General features: G+C 40.0%; 18 protein-coding genes and 3 tRNA genes. 17 read left to right on the top strand and 4 right to left on the bottom strand.

Going from position 1 to position 22,222, the window contains the following annotated elements; all coding sequences use genetic code 11:
* The first annotated feature begins 58 nt into the window (after positions 1-58).
* Complete coding sequence (locus J6O61_RS18035; protein ID WP_292215705.1) at positions 59-238, top strand: hypothetical protein; 180 nt, start codon at positions 59-61, stop codon at positions 236-238.
* Positions 235-2,523 carry a chitobiase/beta-hexosaminidase C-terminal domain-containing protein gene (locus J6O61_RS18040; protein WP_292215706.1) on the top strand — a complete coding sequence of 763 codons (2,289 nt, stop codon included), beginning with the start codon at positions 235-237 and terminating at the stop codon, positions 2,521-2,523. Before J6O61_RS18035 ends, J6O61_RS18040 begins: the two co-directional genes overlap by 4 nt.
* Positions 2,524-2,804: 281 nt before the next feature.
* Here the strand turns inward: J6O61_RS18040 and J6O61_RS18045 are convergent, their stop codons facing one another.
* Together J6O61_RS18045 and J6O61_RS18050 are read right to left on the bottom strand one after the other, a co-directional pair.
* A complete protein-coding gene (locus J6O61_RS18045; protein WP_292215707.1) occupies positions 2,805-4,247 on the bottom strand; it encodes an ATP-binding protein in 1,443 nt (480 codons plus the stop codon).
* Between the two features lie 13 nt (positions 4,248-4,260).
* Positions 4,261-4,890 carry a helix-turn-helix domain-containing protein gene (locus J6O61_RS18050; protein ID WP_292215708.1) on the bottom strand — a complete coding sequence of 210 codons (630 nt, stop codon included), beginning with the start codon at positions 4,888-4,890 and terminating at the stop codon, positions 4,261-4,263.
* A 333-nt stretch (positions 4,891-5,223) separates the two neighbouring features.
* Here J6O61_RS18050 and J6O61_RS18055 point away from each other — a divergent pair, with 333 nt between their 5' ends.
* From J6O61_RS18055 to J6O61_RS18065, 3 genes are read left to right on the top strand one after another with little or no spacing between them, the layout of a single operon-like run.
* Complete coding sequence (locus J6O61_RS18055; RefSeq protein WP_292215709.1) at positions 5,224-5,406, top strand: hypothetical protein; 183 nt, start codon at positions 5,224-5,226, stop codon at positions 5,404-5,406.
* Positions 5,375-5,587, top strand: coding sequence for a helix-turn-helix domain-containing protein (locus J6O61_RS18060; protein ID WP_074891820.1), 213 nt, complete (start codon positions 5,375-5,377; stop codon positions 5,585-5,587). The genes J6O61_RS18055 and J6O61_RS18060 overlap by 32 nt, the downstream gene beginning before the upstream one ends.
* 2 nt (positions 5,588-5,589) lie before the next feature.
* A complete protein-coding gene (locus J6O61_RS18065) occupies positions 5,590-6,807 on the top strand; it encodes a tyrosine-type recombinase/integrase (RefSeq protein WP_292215710.1) in 1,218 nt (405 codons plus the stop codon).
* Positions 6,808-6,913: 106 nt separating this feature from the next.
* Here J6O61_RS18065 and J6O61_RS18070 read toward each other — a convergent pair.
* A tRNA-Pro gene (locus J6O61_RS18070) sits at positions 6,914-6,987 on the bottom strand.
* A 117-nt stretch (positions 6,988-7,104) separates the two neighbouring features.
* Positions 7,105-7,177, bottom strand: a tRNA-Gly gene (locus J6O61_RS18075).
* Positions 7,178-7,290: 113 nt separating this feature from the next.
* On the opposite strand from J6O61_RS18075, the gene J6O61_RS18080 reads away from it, so the two are divergent.
* From J6O61_RS18080 to J6O61_RS18135, 12 genes are all read left to right on the top strand, one after another.
* Positions 7,291-8,526, top strand: coding sequence for a class I SAM-dependent rRNA methyltransferase (locus tag J6O61_RS18080; protein WP_292215711.1), 1,236 nt, complete (start codon positions 7,291-7,293; stop codon positions 8,524-8,526).
* Positions 8,527-8,633: 107 nt separating this feature from the next.
* Entirely contained in the window at positions 8,634-10,910 is a 2,277-nt protein-coding gene (locus J6O61_RS18085) for a glycoside hydrolase family 3 C-terminal domain-containing protein (RefSeq protein WP_292215712.1), read from the top strand.
* A complete protein-coding gene (locus J6O61_RS18090; protein WP_292215713.1) occupies positions 10,903-12,633 on the top strand; it encodes a sensor histidine kinase in 1,731 nt (576 codons plus the stop codon). The genes J6O61_RS18085 and J6O61_RS18090 overlap by 8 nt, the downstream gene beginning before the upstream one ends.
* Positions 12,611-14,173 (top strand): response regulator transcription factor, encoded by a 1,563-nt coding sequence (locus tag J6O61_RS18095; RefSeq protein ID WP_292215714.1) that lies wholly within the window; start codon positions 12,611-12,613, stop codon positions 14,171-14,173. Before J6O61_RS18090 ends, J6O61_RS18095 begins: the two co-directional genes overlap by 23 nt.
* Before the next feature lie 177 nt (positions 14,174-14,350).
* Complete coding sequence (locus tag J6O61_RS18100; RefSeq protein ID WP_292215715.1) at positions 14,351-15,919, top strand: ABC transporter substrate-binding protein; 1,569 nt, start codon at positions 14,351-14,353, stop codon at positions 15,917-15,919.
* Between the two features lie 62 nt (positions 15,920-15,981).
* Positions 15,982-16,896 (top strand): ABC transporter permease, encoded by a 915-nt coding sequence (locus tag J6O61_RS18105; RefSeq protein ID WP_292215716.1) that lies wholly within the window; start codon positions 15,982-15,984, stop codon positions 16,894-16,896.
* A gap of 12 nt (positions 16,897-16,908) precedes the next feature.
* A complete protein-coding gene (locus J6O61_RS18110) occupies positions 16,909-17,793 on the top strand; it encodes a carbohydrate ABC transporter permease (protein WP_292215717.1) in 885 nt (294 codons plus the stop codon).
* Positions 17,794-17,803: 10 nt separating this feature from the next.
* Positions 17,804-19,627 carry a beta-glucuronidase gene (uidA, locus tag J6O61_RS18115; RefSeq protein WP_292215718.1) on the top strand — a complete coding sequence of 608 codons (1,824 nt, stop codon included), beginning with the start codon at positions 17,804-17,806 and terminating at the stop codon, positions 19,625-19,627.
* 21 nt (positions 19,628-19,648) lie between these two features.
* The gene (locus J6O61_RS18120; protein WP_292215719.1) at positions 19,649-20,323 is read left to right on the top strand and encodes an SGNH/GDSL hydrolase family protein; all 675 of its coding nucleotides are present in this window, start codon (positions 19,649-19,651) and stop codon (positions 20,321-20,323) included.
* Positions 20,323-21,240 carry an AEC family transporter gene (locus tag J6O61_RS18125; protein WP_292215720.1) on the top strand — a complete coding sequence of 306 codons (918 nt, stop codon included), beginning with the start codon at positions 20,323-20,325 and terminating at the stop codon, positions 21,238-21,240. The genes J6O61_RS18120 and J6O61_RS18125 overlap by 1 nt, the downstream gene beginning before the upstream one ends.
* A gap of 83 nt (positions 21,241-21,323) precedes the next feature.
* Positions 21,324-21,396 (top strand) — tRNA-Gly (locus J6O61_RS18130).
* 160 nt (positions 21,397-21,556) lie between these two features.
* Positions 21,557-21,799 (top strand): hypothetical protein, encoded by a 243-nt coding sequence (locus tag J6O61_RS18135; RefSeq protein WP_292215721.1) that lies wholly within the window; start codon positions 21,557-21,559, stop codon positions 21,797-21,799.
* Positions 21,800-22,222: the final 423 nt, after the last annotated feature.

The raw sequence follows: 22,222 nt of genomic DNA on the forward strand, positions 1-22,222 counted from the left end.
AGGCCGCGAAGCGGCCGCAGATTTTGGAGGGTTTGTCAACCCCTATTTTTAAAATTTTATGGGAAATTGGGGGGATTTGGAAAAAAGAAAAAAAGAAAAAGCCCTTGGAATCTGGGCTAGAGATTCCGAGAGCCTATTTGATTTTTCGGGGGGGGTAGCTATAATATATTTCGAGTTAGTATGCGTACAAATTGTGAGGAATACTTACTACAATCATTACGGAGGTTGTTGCTTATGAAATTGTTAAAACAAAAAAAATTAGGCAGGAAGCTGTTAAGCTTTTTGCTCACGCTGGCAATACTCGTCGGGCTGATGCCGTGGATGGGCCTGACGGCGTATGCGGCGTCAACTACTGTAACATTGTATGCGAATGATATTTCCGGATACGAATTTGTTCAATCTTTCACCAAAGATAATATTACTATAACTGGCAATTTAGACTGTTCAATTAAAAATATCACTGGTCCCGGAGAATTTACGACTGCATCAGGGAAATTCACCAAGATCGAAGTAACTGCCTCTATCGTTAACATCAGCGGCACAGGCTGGTCGGGCGGAACTTGGACAGGTGATGCGTCATCCAGCGTATTGTATGATGGTGAGATTTTGGATAATATAACGGGAACGTTAAAGATAGTCTTTACGATTGAGACTGCGGATGCTACCCATAGTGTGACCATCACACCGGGCAGCAATATGACAAAGACTGCAGAATCCGGTGAGGCAACCCAGACCGGACTGCCAGGTGCTATGACAGATGTGGTCTATACAGCGAATGAAGGTTATTATTTCCCGACAGATTATAGCGTTGCCAAAGTCAACGGAATCTCCGTGACCCGCAACAGCTATACGCAGATTACGGTTTCCGGTACTCCTACCGCAGATGCCTCTATTACACTGGCAGCTCCGACGGCAAAGACAAAACCAGATGCACCTACTACAGCTGCAGCAGTTGACTGTACGACTACAGACAACAATGACGGAAAGCTGACCGGTGTTACAACCGCCATGGAATATAAGAAGTCGGATGCTACGGATTGGATTGCTGGAACAGGAAGCGACATCTCAGGTCTTGTACCCGGAACATATTATGTACGTTTAAAGGCAACAGATACGACCACGGCTTCTGATAATCAGGAGCTGACGATTGCAGAATATACAGCACCGACCTATACCGTAACCTACACGGTAGTCAACGGAACATGGTCGGATAATAGCACAACAGACAAGACGGAGACTGTTCAAAGTGGATCTAAGCCTGCAAGCGTGCCTACCGGCATGAAGGCGGCTGAAGGTTACACAGGCGGAAGCTGGGACAAGAACCCGGCAGATACGACTATCACGAAAGCAACGACATTTACTTATACTTTCACAGAAAAGCAGAAAGTAGCAACACCAGCATTCTCACCTGACGCAGGTACATATACAGAAGCCCAGAGAGAAACAATTTCATGTGCAACAGAGGGAGCAACAATCCACTACACAACAGATGGAAGTGAACCAACTTCTTCAAGCACAACCTACAGCAGCGCAATTTCAGTTGGCGAGACCACAACTATCAAGGCAATAGCTGTAAAGGATGGAATGACTGACAGTGAAGTAGCATCTGCAACTTATACAATCAGTGAAGGACCTGAGCCGTCTGAAGAAACAAAGGTAGAAGTCGAAGATCTGTCTGATGACAGCATTTCTGATGACCTGAAAAACAGCGATTTCAACACAGTATCAAAAATTGAAGATGCTCTGGAAACAGCTCTTTCAATTACAACAGAAGAAGAAAAAGAAAGATCGAAACTTGTCGATGTTAAACTGATGGTTTCAACTGACGGAGGTTCAACCTGGACTACAGCAACTGCTGAGAACTTCCCTGCAGAGGGCATTGATGTAGTATTGCCATATCCTGACGGAACCAATGGCGATGAATATAGTTTTAGCGTTGCCCATATGATTGGAACAAGTGCTAACGGCAAGACTGCCGGAGAAATAGAGAAGCCTGGTACAACAAACACTTCTTCAGGTATCAGCACACATTTTAATGGTCTTTCACCTGTAATGATCACATGGACAAAAAACTCATCACCTTCAAAGAAGGATGACTCAAAGAGCAAAGAAAAAGCTCATACACACCACTATGTCTGGGAAACAATAGAAGCAACAGAAGATAGTGATGGTGAATTAAGGTATAAATGTGACATTTGCGGAGATATTCAGACAAGAGTGCCTATAACTGCTTACTATGTGTTCAATAAGAATACTACAGATAAAATTAGAAAAGCAGGGCAAGGAGCAACAGTGAAGATTGAAACATCACGTTTCATTTCCTTCCACAAGATGGTAATGGACGCCCTAGCAGAAAGACCTGATGTAACACTTGAGATTAGTTTCCTTGACGGAGAATATAAAGGAGACAGAGTAATCGTTACAATTCCTGCCGGTATTGACGCGTTATCATTATTAGACGAAAACGGTTTTGTCGGATTCTTGTATCTAGCTTCTAAGTATGGATACACGTCAGATAATTAATAGTATTAAACTGATGATGTTTGTAAAAAAGGAGAAGATTGATGATGGATAAATCAATCTTCTCCTTTACTAATTCATAGAAGTTAAAAATCTTTTCCGCTTGTTAATTGATTTCTGAACCAACTTGGTTCAGCTTTATGTGATGTTTTATTTGCTGACAAAGCGGTATTTTCCCTTATCTTGACTTTTTACAGCAACTATTACCTTAACCTCATCACGAAGTTTGGCGATGACTGAGCTGGATTCAATTCTATCTGTCCAACGAACTGCTGGAGAATCTCTTATCGAATTCTATAATATCGTGCCCGGCTTTCTCCCTCAGCTTCAACTATTCCTTCAGCTACAAGATCGGATAGTATAGCCCTAACTCTCGGCTGGCTAAGGCCAATATGCTCAGCAATCTCTGATGTTTTGGCATTTCCCTGACTAGTAATATAAGCAACTATCACTTCTTTGTTTTCAGTAGTCTTGGCTTTGCCGCTTATATTTTCCGCTTGTCGCTTGTTTTTGTCGCTTGCCGCTTGCTTTTGCCGCTTGTCGCTTGCTTTTGCCGCTTGCAACCTATAAACAGTAGCCTTGATTCCGTCACCAAATTCCTCAAAAACAGGTTCCTGCAGACCATACTGCTTACATGATGTGATAACTCTGGGAATACCGGTTCCCCACGCTTCAACTATGTGCATGTACTGGAACATATCAGCGATGGCCTGATTTCTGCATTTTGATCTTCCGGTTTTCATGGTTGCAAAATCCATTCCGCCATAAAGCGTTCCTGGCGATACTACTTCAATTCTATCGTCGAAAATGGAAATCTGTATCTTAGATTCGACTAAATAGCTTCGATGAATAACTGCATTGGCAACCAATTCTCTGATTGACTTTATTGGGAGCTCATAGACATCTTTACTATAGAGCCCATTGACCTCAGCACCAATGTTAATATGCTTCAAGATAAACCGAAATGCATCAGATAACTGCTCATAAATAGGACCTTCAAACTCTTTTTTATCAATAAAAATGTCTCTGTCATTTCCTTTAAACAGGGCACATTGTATCTTGGCAAAACGAGAGTGATTATCTGTCATTAAAGAAAATGCATGTGTGGGCGCTAAATCTCTTCCGCTTCGACAAAGCATACCCATATCTTCGAGTTTCCCTATGGTCATATCTTTTACAGCTAATTTCTCATCCTCTGTCTCACAATTAGATATAGCAATTTCTTTTACCACTCTGCATAACTCGAGAGCTTTTTTCTCGTCATAATCAATGCCGATTTCTTGCATTGAATCATATGACAGGCTGGCCCCTTCAAGTTCAAGTTCTTTTAATGTAACAGGATCTGCCGGCCTGCTGGTTCCGTTAACCCTTACATATGAAGTATCTTCTTTTGTTTTGTTAGCCAGATAGTATGGTCTATGTTTTCCCGGAAAAACTTCAACAACAAGAACTGTCTTGCCTTCCACCGATTGAGGATATATGTCAGTCTCAATAAGCGGTGTACACGAATCCGAAATCATCGATGAAATCGAATCAGAGAGCTTAAATGGGCTCTGGTCCCCAATGCCCACAACCTCTTTTGTTTCGTCAACAATTCCGATTATGCTTTTTCCACCACTCGTGTTAGCAAAAGCAATAATATCCTTTAAAAATTTCTCGTGTTTCGCTGGGATTTCTTGCTTGAATTCTATTTTTTTATCTTCTCCAAAGTACTCTTTAGATACCATAGATAAATCTCCTCTATTCTATGTCGCTATCATTCTGATCTAGCTGATCGTATCGTTCTTGTAATTCCGCTATCTTTCTCTTGAGGCGGGCTTTTTCAAGGCTCTTCTCCGTCTTATCAACAATTCCTTGTGGATAAGTCCATTCCCAATTATGGTAGGCATTTATGATTTCCGCTTTTTCTTCTTCGGAATTAGCAACCTCGAGATCGGACTTCATCTGGGCGTATACATCATACCAGTCTTTCATGTATCCATAGAGACTATCCTTAAAATCTACCGTAAGACATAATCCGGGTACATGATTTTCATCTGTGGGCTCGATTTTCATATTAAAGTTATGCTCAAGTTCAAACATAGCATACATGGCGCCAATATAACTGGTTGTAACCGGATCTGCCAATGCAAGCGTACTTACACCAAGTGCTTCCGCAATCTTTTTGAGCATATCTGTTTTTGGCTTTCTTGCCCCGTTTTCATACTTCTGCATTCTATCGGCATTTAACCCAACTTTTTCACCAAGTTCAGCAAGCGACAATCCTCTCGCATTTCTTATGGTGCGTATTCTTGCCCCAACTCTGTCTGCAGCAGTTTCGTCATTGAACTCTACCGGATCCTGTCCAAATGCTTTGCTTATAGTAATCATGCGGATTCCTCCATTACTGATAATTAACAATTCATTACTGATATGGTAGCACAGATTATAACAGATATGAAGCACAAAAAAGGACATATAGAGAACATTTTTATAAAAAGCACGTTATAGTGCTTGCAAAGAACCAAATAAAATGATATAGTACAATTAAAGAACAGAAATGTTCTTAACAAGAACCAAGAAAACAGAATAAAACAAACTGGTTCATCAACAAAAAGCGTTTCCCGGGAATCCGGATGTCGCAAAGAGCCCGGCGTTTCCTGATACAGATGTCGCCGATACCACAAAAGAACGGGAGAAGTGTGTTTCTCAGAAAGGAGGAAAATGAAAAACAGAAACAGACAAAGAGCAAACCGAAAACTAAAGGAAGAACTTCTTGATTTCAGAGATGTGTGTGGAGTGAAAGATCCCACACCATATGAAGCGGTAAAGGAAATCGTAGCTGAAATGAAGAAGAACAAAGAAAGGAGCAGACATGGAATACACGAATATGTTAGTTGGGTATAATGATATACTCACACCTACAGATGTTAAGGAAATCCTCAAGATAGGAAGGAACAAGGTCTATGACTATCTGAAGGATGGCACAATCAGATCTATGATGATTGCCGGGAAGTACAGAATTCCAAAGTTATATCTTCTGGAATTCATGTATCCCGATGTAGAATTTGTTAAGGAGGCAAGCTGAGAATGGCAAGACCTAAGAAAAGCGGCAAAAGAGCTACGGGTATCCAGGGCAGAAGCGGCTATCTATATATTATCAAGAATAACTATATAATTAAGGATGGCAGCAAGACCTTCGAAAAGCAGTGGATATCCACCGGGCTAAAAGATACGCCCGAGAATATCAAAAAAGCTTCAGAGATGAGAAGCAGGCTTCTTAATAAAAAGGAAGTTAAAAGCACAGACAGAAATATTTCATTAAGTAAATATGCGGATGGTTTTCTTGAAAAGAAGAAGAGAGAGGTTTCAGATACAACCCTTTCTTCTTATTTTTATAGAACAAACAGAATCAAAAATTACTTTGGTGATACTAAAGTCAAAGATGTAAATGAAACTATGGTCGAGAACTTTCTTGATGACATGTTCAAAACCTATAAGGTTCAGCGCAGAACAGTCAAAGATACAAAAGTTCTTCTAAGCAGTATTCTGGAGCAGGCCGTCAAGGAGGGATTGATAGCTACAAATCCCGCTAAGGAAGTTGTGATCAATAAAAACCTGGCAAATAAGTATGCTAAAGAGAAAGACACAGACGAGGAATTTTTTTCTTATGAAGAAGCTCAGCGTTTCTTGGATGCAATAAAGGACCACGAGCTTTACGAACTGTTCTATGTCACTTTGTTCTTTGGACTTAGGCGAGAGGAGCTGCTTGGTCTAAGATGGTCTGCATTGGACTTCAAGAATAAGACTATGAGCATAAACCATACTGTTACAAGAGGAACAGTCATCAATCGAGTCAATTCAACAAAAACTGACTCCAGTACACGAGAGTACCCTCTGACAGATGAACAGATTGAAATGTTCAAAATGTTAAAGGATAAGGAAAATGAATACAGACAGCTATGCGGTAACAATTACTATGAGAGCGACTACATCTTCAAACATGTTGATGGGTCGCTTTTTTATCCGGATTATCCGTCAAAGCTGTTTTGCAAACTGATCAAGAAGATTCCTGAACTGCCTCAGGATATTACTTTTCATGGTCTTAGAAGTTCATGCGTATCGATTCTTGTCCATCAGAATAAGGATGTTAAGAGCATTCAGAAGTGGGTTGGACATGCAGACATCAATACCACTCTTAAAATATATGCAAAAGTAAAAGATAAAGAGGCTAAGAGAGAAATCTCAGATACAATGACAGGAATTATTCCTCTTAAGGATTATTCCGAACATGACAACGACCAGTAACTAAACAATTGAATATAGTTTATAGAGAGCTTTCTGTGTTATCAGATATTTTTCTGAAGAATAAAAGGAAAATGGTAGAAAAATGGTAGAATTAGAGCATAAAAAATCGGGGTGACAGGATTCGAACCTGCGACCTCGTCGTCCCGAACGACGCGCTCTACCAAGCTGAGCCACACCCCGTAGTGAAAAATATGAAGTTGAAAATCGGGAATCGGCGCAACGTCCCGAACGCAGCGCTCTACCAAACTGAGCCACGCCTCGATAATAAAAAACCCAGATTATTATCTGGGTGTGTAGAGCGATAGACGGGGCTCGAACCCGCGGTCTCGACCTTGGCAAGGTCGCGCGTTACCAACTACGCCACTATCGCATCTGTATAATCATCACAACTGTGACAACGAATTGATTTTAGAATAAATTTAGTGTATTGTCAACATATAATTTAAAAATAATGAATGTTTTAAGAACAAAAAGAGGTATAACATGTCAGAAATAAGTATTTCAAACGCAGTAGCCATATTGAAAAGAGGACAGGGAAGAGAACTTAAAAAGGGCGGACTCTGGGTTTATGATAACGAGATAGATAAAGTAGAAGGAAACTTTGAAAATGGTGATATTATAGAGCTTCATGATTTTGACGGATATTTTATGGGATATGGTTTTATCAATGTTAAGTCTAAAATCAGAATCCGAATGATGTCCCGCAGAAAAGAGAATCCGGTTACAGCAGGGCTCATTGAAAAGAGAATTCGCGATGCCTGGGAGTACAGAAAAGCTGTACTTGCGACTAACGAACCGATAAATGAGCTTTCATGCAGACTTATTTTTGGAGAGGCAGATTTTTTGCCGGGAATAACAATCGATAAATTTTCTGACGTACTTGTCATAGAGTCACTGGCCCTCGGAACAGACAGAATGAAGGAACTGATCGTAGATCTGTGCAAGAAAGTGCTCAAGGAAGACGGAATCGACATTAAAGGTGTTTATGAGAGAAGTGATGCCAAGGTAAGAGAACTTGAGGGGCTTGAGAGAACAAAAGGCTTTATGGGAAAAGAGTTTGACACAAAGGTCATTATTACTGAAAATGGCGTTAAGTATTATGTTGATGTGGAAAACGGTCAAAAGACAGGGTTTTTCCTCGATCAGAAGAATAACAGAAAAGCCATTGCTTCTTTTTGCAAGGGGAAAAAAGTATTGGACTGCTTTACTCACACAGGTTCTTTTGCGCTTAACTGTGCGGCAACAGGTGCGGAATCAGTACTTGGAGTAGATGCGTCAGATCTTGGTTGCAAGCAGGCGGAAGAAAATGCAGCGCTTAATGGGCTCGAAAACATCGCCAAATTCCAGTGCGCCGACGTATTTGAACTTTTGCCGGATCTGGAGAAAAAAGGTGAGCTTTTTGATGTGGTAATCCTCGATCCGCCTGCATTTACGAAATCCAGAGCATCAATAAAAAAGGCAACTACGGGATATAAAGAGATAAATATGCGAGGAATGAAACTCGTTAAGAATGGGGGATTTTTGGCAACATGTTCCTGCTCGCACTTTATGGATGAGGAACTGTTCCTAAAAACTATTGCTGATGCCGCTCATGATGCGCATAAGCGTATCAAGCAGGTTGAGTTTAGGCAGCAGGCAGCTGACCACCCGATTTTGGTTGGCGGAACTTCATCTTATTATTTAAAATTCGTGATTTATCAGGTTTGTGATGAGCTGTAACTGCATATTTTTGTGTTGTAGTTGGTAATGTGGTTTGTTATAATGAGCTATATTTTGTTACTTGACTGTTGATAAAGTGTAGTTTTTACATTTAGGAGGGTAATAAAATGTCTAATTCAATAAAAAATATTATCAAGGACATGACACTTGAGGAAAAGGCAAGTCTGTGTTCAGGAGCCGATTTTTGGCATACCAAGGCAGTGGAACGTTTAGGAGTCCCTGCGATCATGGTGTCTGACGGACCTCACGGTCTGCGCAAACAGGCAGAAGAAGCTGACCATCTTGGAATCAATGACAGTATTTCAGCGGTTTGCTTTCCTGCGGCTTGTGCAACGGCTGCAAGCTTCGACGTGGATCTTATCAGAGAGATGGGAGAAACAATCGGCAATGAGTGCCAGGCTGAAAATGTAGGTGTCGTCCTTGGTCCTGCTGTTAATATCAAAAGAAGTCCTTTGTGCGGACGTAATTTTGAATATTTTTCTGAAGATCCATTTTTGGCTGGTGAGATGGCTGCGTCATATATAAATGGCGTACAGTCAAAAGATGTAGGAACCAGTATCAAACATTTCGCAGTAAACAATCAGGAATATCGTAGAATGAGCACCTCAGCTGAGGTTTCCGAAAGGGCACTTCATGAGATTTATTTTCCTGCCTTTGAAATAGCAGTAAAAAAGTCTCAGCCCTGGACGGTTATGTGCAGTTATAACAAGATAAATGGCACATATGCTTCGGATAATAAATATCTTTTGACAGACGTCCTCAGAGATATGTGGGGCTTTGAAGGCTTTGTCATGACTGACTGGGGCGCTGTAGATGACAGAGTGCAGGGAATAAAGGCAGGTCTTGAGCTTGAAATGCCGGGCCCCGGAACGCTCAACGATAAAAAAATCGTAGAAGCAGTAAAGAGCGGTGCTCTCGAAGAGGACAAGCTTGATGCAGCTGTGGAAAAGATATTGGAGATAGTCTACAGATTTGTGGATAACCATGGCAAACACGCTGACGCAGTATTTGACAGAGATAAAGATCATGACAAGGCTGTCAGGATTGCGGGTGAATGTGCGGTTCTTTTACAGAATAACGGAGTACTTCCTATTGCTGCAGACAAAAAAGTTGCCTATATTGGTGGATTTGCCAAAACTCCAAGATATCAGGGCGGCGGTTCCAGTCATATAAATTCTTCAAAAGTAGTAAGTGCTCTTGATACAGCGACTAAAAGAAACAGGAATGTTGAATATGCGCCTGCATTCCCAATTGATGCAGATCGCATAACAGATGAAGATTTGGCAGACGCAATTGAATTGGCAAAATCTGTAGATGTTGCAGTTATATTTGCAGGTCTGCCTGACTATATAGAGTCTGAAGGATATGACAGAGCAGATATGAAGCTTCCTTCTGCCCAGATTAAGCTTATTGAAGAGGTGGCAAAAGTTCAAAAAAATACAGTAGTAGTTCTTCACAATGGAAGCCCTATCGAAGCAGATTGGGCAGATAATGTGGGAGCAATCCTTGAAATGTACCTTGGTGGACAGGGAGTTGGTGAGGCTACAGACAAGCTTTTGTTTGGTGAGATAAGTCCAAGCGGACACCTTGCAGAGAGCTTTCCATACCATCTTGAGGATAACCCAAGTTATCTGAATTTCCCCGGAGATGGAAGAACTATTGATTATGCTGAAGGAGTTTACGTCGGATACAGGTATTATGATGCGAAGAAAATGCCGGTTAGATGGGCATTTGGTCATGGTCTGTCTTATACAACATTTAAAATTGATAATCTGAGACTTTCAAGTGGCACAATGACAGACAATTCTGAAATCGAAGTTTCTGTAGATGTTACCAACACCGGCGACAGAGCGGGAAAAGAGGTTGTTCAGCTGTATGTAAGCGACCACACAGGTACTTCCGGTAGACCGGTAAAAGAGCTAAAGGGCTTTAAGAAAGTTTCTTTAAATCCGGGAGAAACAAAGACGGTCAGTATAACAATCGATAGTCGCAGCCTGGCTTACTGGAACAGTGATATGAAGGGATGGTATGCTCCTTCAGGAGATTATGAAATCCTGGTTGGAGATTCCAGCGACCATATTTTGTGTAGCGCTTCCGTACAAAATGAAACAAAAGTCCTTCCTCCATTTAAGATTGATGGAGCAACTACTATTGAGGAACTGTCAAAAGATCCAAGAACATCAAAGGCATTTGATCAGATGATGGAAGAGCTTGCAAAGAAATCAGGAATGTTCGCTGCGGCAGCAGATAAAGAAAATCCGGATATGATGCTCGCAGAAATGATAAAGGGAATGCCTCTTAAGAGCCTTGCAAGTTTTGGAGTGGATTTGGATTTAGATGATGTCATTAAATCTTTTCAAAAAGCAGTAGGTTCAAATGATTAAAAGAGTATTTTGTTCATTAAGGGGAAAGGTGCTCCTGGTAATAATAGGAGCACTTGCGCCCCTGATTGTTCTTATTATTGCATTCAACATGTATGTGCTCTCTGAGTACAATGAGAAACTCATAGACAGCAATTCAAATATGCTCGCTTTTAAGGTAAAAGACATAGAGTATTCTATGACAAAAATGGAAGGCTCTATGTTAAATATTGTGGCCAATGAACCTGACTTTAGAATGTTTGCATTCGGAAAAAAAGATGAGTACAAGGACTACATGGAATTGTATGAAGTCATGAAAAATCTTGATTCTGAAATGTACATAAATAAGGACTGGTGGGCCAGTGCCATTGCATCACCTAAAAAAGGAGTTTATAGATTTGCTGCCAATAAAGCAAACACAAATAATGTAAGCGCAGTAGCTATCCTGGACTACATCAGACAGCAGAGCGATGCCGGAAATATAAGTCTTGGAAGAAACTGGATCATTCATACCATTGAAGATGAGTATTATCTGTGGAGAACGTTAAAGCAGAGGGATACTTGTCTTATTGGGATGATAAATATTAGTGAGCTGTTAAAAGAACTAAATAAAGATGTGGGTGATGGTTCAAGATTTATTTTATTCGACAATAGTAATATATATCAGATAGACAGCTTTGTTCCGGCTGATATATCTCTTTTGGATGCGCAAAGTATACTTGCACTAGATGGGGGTAACTATCTCTTTGTAGAAGAAAAGCTAAACAATTCAGATCTTCATATTGCGTATATATCCCCTAAGATAAGGATGCTGCAAAGCATACATAGCACACAGTTCCTGCTTGTTATCATATCGATTCTCTTATTCTTCATAGTGCCTGTCAGCTTCTACATCTTGAACAGGATTTTTTTAAAACCCCTCAACAGGCTTGAAAAAACAATGGAAAAAATGGGAACTGACAGATCTGTAGTCGAAGTTCCGGGAAATGAAAGTGAAGAATTCAAAAAGGTATATCAGACTTTGAATGAAATGCTCGTCAGTATTTCAGGACTTCAAAACGAACTGTACGAGAGGCAGCTTGAAATGAACCAGACGCAGCTCCAGTACTATCAGCTTCAGATACGGCCCCATTTTTACTTAAACTGCTTAAAAAGTATCTATGGAATGATACAGCTTGGGAATAATAAAAATGCTGAGAATGCGATAGTTCTTTTGTCTAAGCACTTAAGGTATATTCTTAGTGAAAATGGCGAGAGCATTCCTGTAACAAGAGAGCTTGAATTTATCAGGAATTACCTGGAGCTTCAGCGTGTTGGCATGGAAAAGAGAATACAGTATGAGATAGAATGTGATGAAGAAATGGAGTATTTTGAAATTCCTTCGATATCTCTTTTGTCTGTGGTGGAAAATTCTGTAAAACACGGCTACACAGCTGATAAAGTGCTGGAAATAAAAGTAAAGATCGATGTTCTTGAATCTGAAGATGGGAAAATAGCTCATTTCATCATTTCTGACAACGGAAAGGGCTACAATGAAGAGATTCTTGAAAGGCTCAATATGAGTGGCGGAGAGTCTGCCCCGGACGAAAAGGCCGAATGGCACATAGGGTTAAATAACATGATACAGCGTTTTAAATTACAGTATGGCGATAACGTTTATTTTGTATTTGGGAATTATAATGGTCCTGAGACAGAAATCTTTATTAGGAACGAGGTTAAAGTAGGTGAAGGTTCTATTATTGGATGATATCCAAAGTGTAGTCGAAGGACTGAAGGTAGGAATCTCCTGGAAGATGATGGGGATTGATGAGCTCTTTTGTGCTTATAACACTGTTGAGGCAAGGAAAATCCTAAAAGAAGAATCCATAGATATTCTGCTCAGTGATATTGAAATGCCACAGGAGAATGGGATCAAGCTCCTTTCCTGGATAAGAAAAGAAGGCCTTGATACTGAGGTGATTTTTTTGACTGCCCATGCGGATTTTGAATATATGAAAGAGGCTATAAGAGAGGGAAGCATAGATTATATTTTGCAACCGGCTCCATATGACGAGGTAAGAGCAGCGGTCCTTAGAGCTATGCAGAGAATAGAGGAAAAAAGGGCAAAGCGTCAGATTTATTCTTATGGCAAAGCAATGCTGACACACAAGGAATCTTTGACTGAGGCGATATTTGAAAAGCTGCTTGTTGGAAGCATGGATAAAAAAGCTTACGACGAATATCAGGAAGCTATGCGTCTGCCTGCCTGGGGCACAGATGTTTATCCCTTTGTTGTTCAATTTAGAGATGTGGGGTTTGAGGTTTCTCTTTTAAACTTTGTTTTTCAAAATATCCTTGATGAGCTTTTTGATGGTTATGAACAGAATGTGCTGATATTTGCAAGAAGCCAGAAATGTTACTATGCGCTTATCTTTACCAAAGATAAATACATCATGGATTATGATGGAATTGTAAGGCAGATTGGAATATTTCTGGACCATGTGCAGCGGATCATCAGCAAGGACGTGGCGTTATGCGTCACAAAAGCTGTTAAGATACAGGAAATATCTAAAGCTTTTGCGGATTTATCGGAGAGAGCATCAAGAAACGTTCTTCCCGGAGCAAGGCTTATTGAGTTAAGTGAGAAAGAAAATGAGAATGACAATAAATCTCTGGCAAGAGGTTTTGCTGAGTACTATAAGCGGTGGAGAGACTATCTGGTCAGCGGTTATAAAACCACTCTCCGCGCAGAAATAGCGGAGTATCTGGGGGAAAAGGGCAGAAAGGGAGAGCTTGATAGTGAAGAGCTTCATTTCTTTTACATGGATTTTACGGATCTTGTAAACGAAGTGATCAGAAAGATGTCTTCGGAAGAGCAATTGTCAGCAAAAGAGCAGCAAAGGTATGACCTTTATCAAAAGGCTGTTGGAAGTCTTGATGGAATGCTTGAGTATGTGGACAGCATGCTGGCTCTAACCAACACCCCTCCTGACAGTAACCTGGATCTTGAAGCCTATGTAAAGAAATATGTACATGAGCATATGAGCGAGGAGATCAGACGGTCAGAATTGGCACAGGAACTCAATCTTAATCCGGATTATCTATCCAGAGCATTCAAAAAGGAGACCGGGGTTACGCTGGTTGACTTCATTCTTAACGAGAAAATGCAGGTGGCAAGAGGCCTTATAAAAACAACAAAGCTTCCGCTCAGTTTTATTTCGTCAAAAGTAGGGTATGATAATTCGTCATATTTTGCTCAGTCATACAAAAAGGTATTTGGAATAACGCCCTCTACTGAACGAATGTAAGAATTTTTGTACAAAAAGTAAGATTTTTAACATTGTAAAAATGATATCAAAAAATTGGTCTTAATTTTTATACTGGCAGGTCATATGTCTTGTGGCATGGTGATCTGCTTTTTACTATCATTCTTTTATCAACAGTCAAGCAGTAACAATTATCCACAAATTTTAGGAGGAAAAAGGATGAAAAAGAAAGTTTTGGCATTACTTCTGACCACCATGATGGCTATTGGGACAGTGGGTTGCGGTCAGGAGGCTACAGGAAGTGCGGACAGTACCGATGCTTCAAAGACAGAGACTCAAACTGAAAATGCTTCTTCAGATACAGCAGGAGCTTCAGAAACAGTAGCTGAAGTGAGCGATTATGATTTTTCTGACCGTGAACATGTAACTATGAAAGTCTATATGTTTGGTGATGCTGATACAGAGCAGGCCGAGGCTGTTTCTAAAGCTGTAAGCGAGATAACAAATGAGAAACTTAACTGCGATGTAGAGCTTACAAGAATCGGATTTGGTTCATATACAACACAGATGAATCTTCTTCTTTCATCAGGCGAGCAGGTGGATATCTTCCCACTTTTTACACTCAGTCTTACATCACTTGCAAATGCCGGACAGATTCATCCTATCACAGATATTCTTCCTGAATATGGTGCACAGACACTTAATTCTGTTTCAGATTCTGACTGGGCTTGCGGTTCTGTTGGAGGCGACATCTACGCATTTATTCCTAATAAGGATAAGGCAGCAGATCTTGGCTTTATCATGAGAAAAGACATTGTTGATGAACTTGGCGTAAATGTCGATGACATCAAGGATTTCAACGATCTTCACGATGTTCTTGTCAAGGTAAAAGAGGCATATCCAGATATGTATCCGGTTGTTCCTGATTTCAAAGATGCCAGAGGACTTGCTCCTGTAGATACACTTGGAGACAACTTCGGTGTACTTCTTGATCCTTACAACAGCGATTCACTTACAGTAGAAAACTACTTCACAAGTGATATTTTCAAAGAAATCTGTCAGACATCATATGACTGGGCTAAAGAAGGTCTTATCATGCCTGATGCTTCATCTAACACAGAATCCGGAAACAACCTCATGAAGACAGGAAAAGGCTTCGGTCGTTTCTCTCATATGAAGGTTGGCTTTGAAGAAGAGACAGAAGCAGCAGTTGGCCGTGATCTTGTTTGCTGGAGATATAAGGAGCCTCTTTCATACACATCTAAGCTTTCATCATCACTTTGGTGCGTGAGCGAGACAAGCGTTGACTATGACAGAGCAGTAGCACTTTTAAATCTTATGTATACAGATCCAGAGCTTTCAACACTCTTTATTGATGGTATCGAAGGCGTTCACTATGAATACAAAGCTGATGGCAGCATCGGATATCCGGAAGGAAAAGATGCAGCTACAGTAGGCTATGCAAGACAGGCTTGGGGATGGCCTAATGAGCAGATCACACCTGTTTGGGAAGGCGATTCAGCTACATTGTGGGAAGAACTTAATGCATTCAATGAATCAGCTAAGCAGTCTCCTGCAAAGGGATTTGTTTTTGATAACTCATCAGTACTCAATGAAGTAACAGCAGTTACAAACGTTTATGACAAGTACTATCAGGCTTTACTTGCAGGACAGCTTGATCCGGAAACAACAATACCAACATTTGTTGAAGAGATGGACAACGCAGGTCTTCAGACTATCATTGCTGAAAAACAGAGACAGCTTGATGAGTGGGCTGCTACAAAATAAATTGCCTGTGAATGAAATGGCTGTGCAGAAATGTGCAGCCTTTTTTAAAGAAAGGTTTAGATATGAGAAGTAAAAAGACAAAGCTAAAAAGGTTTATCCCTTTATATATGATGATGGTGCCTGGACTTGCATACCTGCTTATAAATAACTACATTCCAATGCTTGGAATAGTCATTGCCTTTAAGCAGGTTAACTTTAGGAAAGGCATAATCGCAAGTCCCTGGGTTGGACTTAGTAACTTTAAGTTCCTTTTTAAGGGTGATGCCTGGATCATTACAAGAAATACACTTGGATACAATATCCTTTTTATTTTTTTAACACCAATTATAGCTATTACGGTTGCTATTTTGCTTAATGAGCTCAGATCAGCAATGAGCAAAAAATTCTATCAGACTGTAATACTTATTCCATACCTGATTTCAATAGTAGTTACCAGTTATCTTGTGTATGCATTTTTAGCTACAGACAATGGTTATTTTAACAATACTATCCTTCCATTGTTTGGATTGGAGGCCAAAAGCTGGTACTCATCACCTCAATACTGGCCATTTATCCTTGTGCTTGTTCACATCTGGAAGGGCTTTGGATACAGCACAATAATCTATTACGCAACACTCGTTGGTATCGACAGCGGCTATTATGAGGCAGCAGCAATTGATGGAGCGAACAGATGGAAAAGAATAGTCCATGTTACACTTCCGGCTCTTAAACCGACTATCATAACACTTACTCTTTTGAGCATAGGAAGAATATTTTACTCAGATTTTGGTCTGTTTTATCAGGTTCCTATGAGTTCAGGACCACTTCTTGATGTGACAAACACAATTGATACTTACGTGTACAGAGCTCTCATGCAGAGCAATAACATCGGAATGTCATCAGCGGCCGGAGTATATCAGTCAATTATAGGCTTTATCCTGGTTTTGGGTGCCAATATACTGACTAGAAAAATCAGCGCAGAAGATGCTCTGTTCTAAGGAGAAATAGCGATGGTAGAGAAAAATAAGACCTTTCAGGTTGTGGATCATATAGTAATGATTTTGCTTTGTCTGTTTTGTCTGGTTCCGTTTTTGATCATGTTTTCATCATCAATTACTTCAGAGACAACACTGATACGTGAGGGATATTCGATCTTCCCTAAGGACATTGATTTTGCAGCTTATAAATATCTTTTAACAGGAACTGATGATATTATCAGAGGTTACATAATAACTATCTGTGTAACATTCATTGGAACACTGGCAAATCTGGTATTGACGATACTTTTTGCGTATCCGCTTTCAAGAAGAGATCTGCCATATAGAAATGTGTTTGCATTCATTTTGTTTTTTACAATGCTGTTTAACGGCGGAATAGTGCCATCATATATCATGTGGTCAAGATTTTTCCACATTTCAAACACATACTGGGCACTTATTATACCCAATCTTATGATGAATGCTTTTTACGTTATCATGGTGAGGACATATTTCCAGTCAAATATTCCGGACGCAGTTTTGGAGGCGGCCAGAATAGATGGCGCCGGCGAGTGGAAGATATTGCTTCAGATAGTTCTTCCAATGTCAAAGCCTATAATTGCCACAGTTATTCTTTTGGTAGGACTTCATTACTGGAATGACTGGACAAATGGGTTGTATTATATAAACAAGGATAAATATTACAGCATTCAGGTATTACTTAACCGTATGCTTCAGGATGTACAGTTCCTTATGAGCTCTGCTTCCGGAGATTCAGCAGCACTTGCTGCAAGTATTCCGTCAGTAGCCCTTAAGATGGCAGTGGCGGTTGCGGGTGTTTTGCCGGTTATGATCATTTATCCATTCTTGCAGAAGTACTTTGTTAAGGGAATTACTATTGGAGCTGTAAAGGGCTAAAGGAGATAAGATGCTATATCAGACAAATACGATATCAAGAACAGTGATGAGCCTTGATGGGGTATGGAAGTTTAAGGCGGACAACGGAAAAGGCTTTGAGGAAAAGTGGTATGAAAAGAAACTAGATGATGCACTTAACATGCCTGTTCCATCCTCATACAACGACATTACAGAGAATCCGGAATTAAAAGAGCATTATGGATTTGTTTTTTATCAGAGAATGGTGAGTGTGCCAAGGAGTTTCAGAGGTCAAAGAATCATTCTCAGGATGGATGCGGTAACTCATAGTGCCATTGTTTATCTCAACGGCGAAGAAATCTGCAGACATAAAGGAGGCTTCCTGCCTTTTGAAATTGAAGTGACAGAAATGGTAAAGGAAGAGAATCTTTTGACTATTGCTGTAGATAACAGAATAAGCAATGAGACTCTGCCTGTTGGCGAGGACAGCAGCGCGGTATCGGCGATGATCGGTGGCGTAAGTCACATGACAGAAGCAGTGAAAAAAAGAAATACACCTAAGTTTGATTTCTTTAATTACTGCGGGATCACACGCTCAGTAAAACTGTATACAACTCCTTTTAACTACATAAAAGATATTGAAGTAACATCAGATGTGGATTTTGGACAGCACTCGGCAGAATTACGTTATCACATTTTTACAGAAGGCAGTGGGGATTGCAGCATAAGAGTAATAGACAGGGAGGGCACTGAGGTTGCTTCTTCCACTGGAACTGAAGGCACTGTAGAATTAAAAGATGTAAATCTTTGGGAACCGGGGAAGTCATACCTTTATACCATCAAAGTGACATTTGATGAGGATGAATATGAACTTCCTTATGGAGTCAGGACTGTAGAAGTTGTCGGGAAGCAGTTCCTTATAAATAATAAGCCATTTTACTTCAAAGGCTATGGAAAGCATGAAGATACATTTCCTGCAGGGCGTGGCATCAACATTCCTATGAACTGCAAGGACATCAGTCTTATGAAGTGGCAGAAAGCTAACAGTTTCAGGACCAGTCATTATCCATATAGTGAAGAAATGATGAGGCTCTGCGATGAAGAGGGTATTGTGGTAATTGACGAGTGTCCGGCTGTTGGAATTCATTTGAACTTTGGCGGCGGAGCCAATTTCAAAAATGGCGCAAAGGTGAATACATTTGATCCGCCTGAAAAAGGTGGAATCAGGACATTTGAGCATCATAAAGATGTTATAAGAGACATGATAAACAGAGACAAGAACCATGCTTGTGTTGTAATGTGGAGCATAGCAAATGAGCCTGATTCGGCAGGAGAAGGCGCTTATGAGTATTTTGCACCGCTTTTTGAACTTGCAAGGAAATCAGACCCTCAAAGCAGACCATGCACAATGGTGACAATGCAGGTTGATGACAATACCAGGGATTGTTCTTTGAGGCTTTCAGATGTCTTTTGCCTTAACAGGTACTATGGCTGGTATGTGTGCGGCGGAGATCTGGAGACAGCAGAAGTACTTATGAGAAAAGAACTGGATTTCTGGAAGGCTCAGGATAAGCCGTTCATGTTCACAGAATATGGCGCTGATACTGTAATGGGGCTTAGAGATACAATTCCTACTATGTTCACTGAGGAGTACCAGGTGGAGTACTATAAGATGAACCATAGGGTTATGGATAGTTATAAAGAGCTGATCGGTGAGCAGGTCTGGAATTTTGCGGATTTTGCCACAAGTCAGGGAATTATCAGAGTTCAGGGCAATAAAAAAGGTATTTTCACCAGAGACAGAAAACCCAAAATGGTGGCACATTACTTGAAAGAAAGATGGGAAAAAATACCGGATTTTGATTACAAAAAATGAGTGAAGTTGGTGGAGAGAGCAATGAATACAGAATTGCAGCGTTATATTGAAGAGCGAAGCATTAATGAAAAGAAGCTTAAGGTAGAAAGATATAAAAGGCTTAACAGGTTTGCGAATGAGGGGCAGATATTGTTCGTTGGTTCAAGCCTTATGGAGCAGTTCCCGATAGATGAAATGCAGCGAGGATTGGGGCTTTCGCTGGAAATCTATAACAGAGGAATTAGTGGTTTTACTACAAGTGAGCTTTTGGACAATGTAGATGTATGCATTCTCTCTCTTAAGCCAAAATATATTTTTATAAACATAGGAACAAATGACTTAAATGGTGCTGAATATGACAAGGATGCTCTCCTTGGAAATTACGGCATGATTTTGGATGTTATAAAAGAGAAGCTTCCGGAAGCCAAAGTGATTCTTTTGGGATATTATCCTGTTAATCCGACATTTGGAGAAAAGCTTCCGTATATGAAGGAAGTGCTAAAGAATCGATCCAACGAAAGAATAAAAATGGCGAATGCGGATGTAGCCCAAATGGCAGAGTTAAGGGGACTTGAATGGATTGATGTAAATGAAGGTCTCTTTGATGCTGAAGGAAATCTCAATGAAACATATGCGATAGATGGTATGCATATGTTTGCTGATGGATATAAAGTTGTATTGGACAACTTACTTCCATATCTGAAGGAGCTTGGGTGATGGTTCATACAATCTTTTTTCAGATATGTACTATGTTTGTATTTGCTGCGTGTGGGTATATTATGTTTAAGTGCGGCAAGATAAGCAGTGCAGGAAGTAAGACTATAGGAAATATACTTATATTTCTCTCACTTCCCTGCGTGATAATCAGAAGCTTTATCAGGGAAAAAGCGGAAGGCGAATTATCAGGATTACTTATCAGTGCGATATTAGCTCTTTTAATACTAACTATTTCAACTTTTGTTTCGAGCATGATCTTCAGAAAAAGACCTGTTGAAATATTTGCGGGAGCTTATTCGAATCCGGGATTCTTTGGTATACCACTCATTATTTCATGCATGAGTAGTGATGTAGTTTTTTATATATCCCCATTTATAGCTTTTTTGAACGTGTTTCAGTGGACTTACGGAGTTTCTGTGCTAAAAGGAGAAGACAGGATAGAAAAAATTCCGCTAAAAAAGGTTGTAACTGCGCCATTCTTTATTGCCATATGCATAGGAATGGTCCTTTACTTAAGCAGTCTGGAAATGCCTCACTTTATTGTGAAGAGCATTGCTTCAATTGCAGAAATGAATACACCGCTGGCTATGATAAGTGTTGGAATATATATGGCTCAGACTGATTTTATAAAGATGTTTAGGAAGAAGTACTTATATTTTGTAGCTCTTGTAAGACTTGCAGTGATACCTTTAATTGTGTTGGTGCTAATGACGTTTATGCCGGATAACGTGGTATTTGCTCAGATGAAGCTTGCATTGTTAATAGCTGCAGCTTGCCCTGTTGGTTCTAATATAGCAGTGTATGCTGACCTGTATGATTCTGACAGACAGTACGCAGCAGAGACAGTTGTAATGTCAACATTACTGTCTATAGTAACAATTCCAGCTATCGTATTTTTGTTTGGTATTATAGAGTGAATTTTTTTATAAAAAACTCTTGACATGATAATACTAATGCTTTAATATTATCTTTGCTGTCGCGAAAGCGACTTTACATATATGCGATAGTGGCGTAGTTGGTAACGCGCGACCTTGCCAAGGTCGAGACCGCGGGTTCGAGCCCCGTCTATCGCTCTAACTTTTTGATTCCGAAATGTCTAGTATTTATAGGCTTTTCGGAATTTTTTATTTGTCCAAAATTCACGATTTTTTTGTGTGTATAGATTCATTTTGTCCATTTGCGTGACTATGATAAGATAATCCTTGTTGAAAAAATATAGCAGGCAGGTGAATCATGAATTACAGAATGATGACAGAAAAAGATTTAGAATGTGTGGTTGAAAGGAACATCGAATACTATAACACTGTCGAAAACTGCTGCTGGACATTTGAAAAAGCATACAAAAGAATCCATCAGGTATTAACAATGGAAGACTCCATGTGTATGGTCCAGCTAGATGACAGTAACACCATAACAGGCTATTTTTACTGTAAATACCTTGACAATTTGAAACAGAACCTTTTACAATCAAGATAACATAAAAAGCAGAAATGCTTTGACGGGGCGGTGCTACGGCAACGTCCTATTTTTTATGTATATTTCTATTCCTTGAATTCTGGGAATAATAAAGCGGTCTGGAAGTGGTCTTTTTTAAGAAGAGAACGCCTCAAGGTTCACTATTCGATACTGATGAAGTTGCATATAAAAAATGGCTCCCAAAAGAACAAGTACTTGAGATGCTAAAAAATAATGAAACCAAGGACGGAGTTTCTATGTTGGGCTTATTATATGCATTTCAGTTTTATAAATAACTCTTTGTTTGGTCAATTGTAAAAGCTAATTCCACTTTGTAAAACTAACTTCCACCTTGTAGAAGTAAATTCCACAGGGTGGATTTTACTTGTTCTAAAAATAGTGGATTTTATCCACATTTGGGGCTATAATAGCCAAAAAGTCGGA

Origin of the sequence: Butyrivibrio sp. (assembly GCF_017635265.1) — a bacterium.
Taxonomy (GTDB): Bacteria; Bacillota; Clostridia; order Lachnospirales; family Lachnospiraceae; genus Butyrivibrio.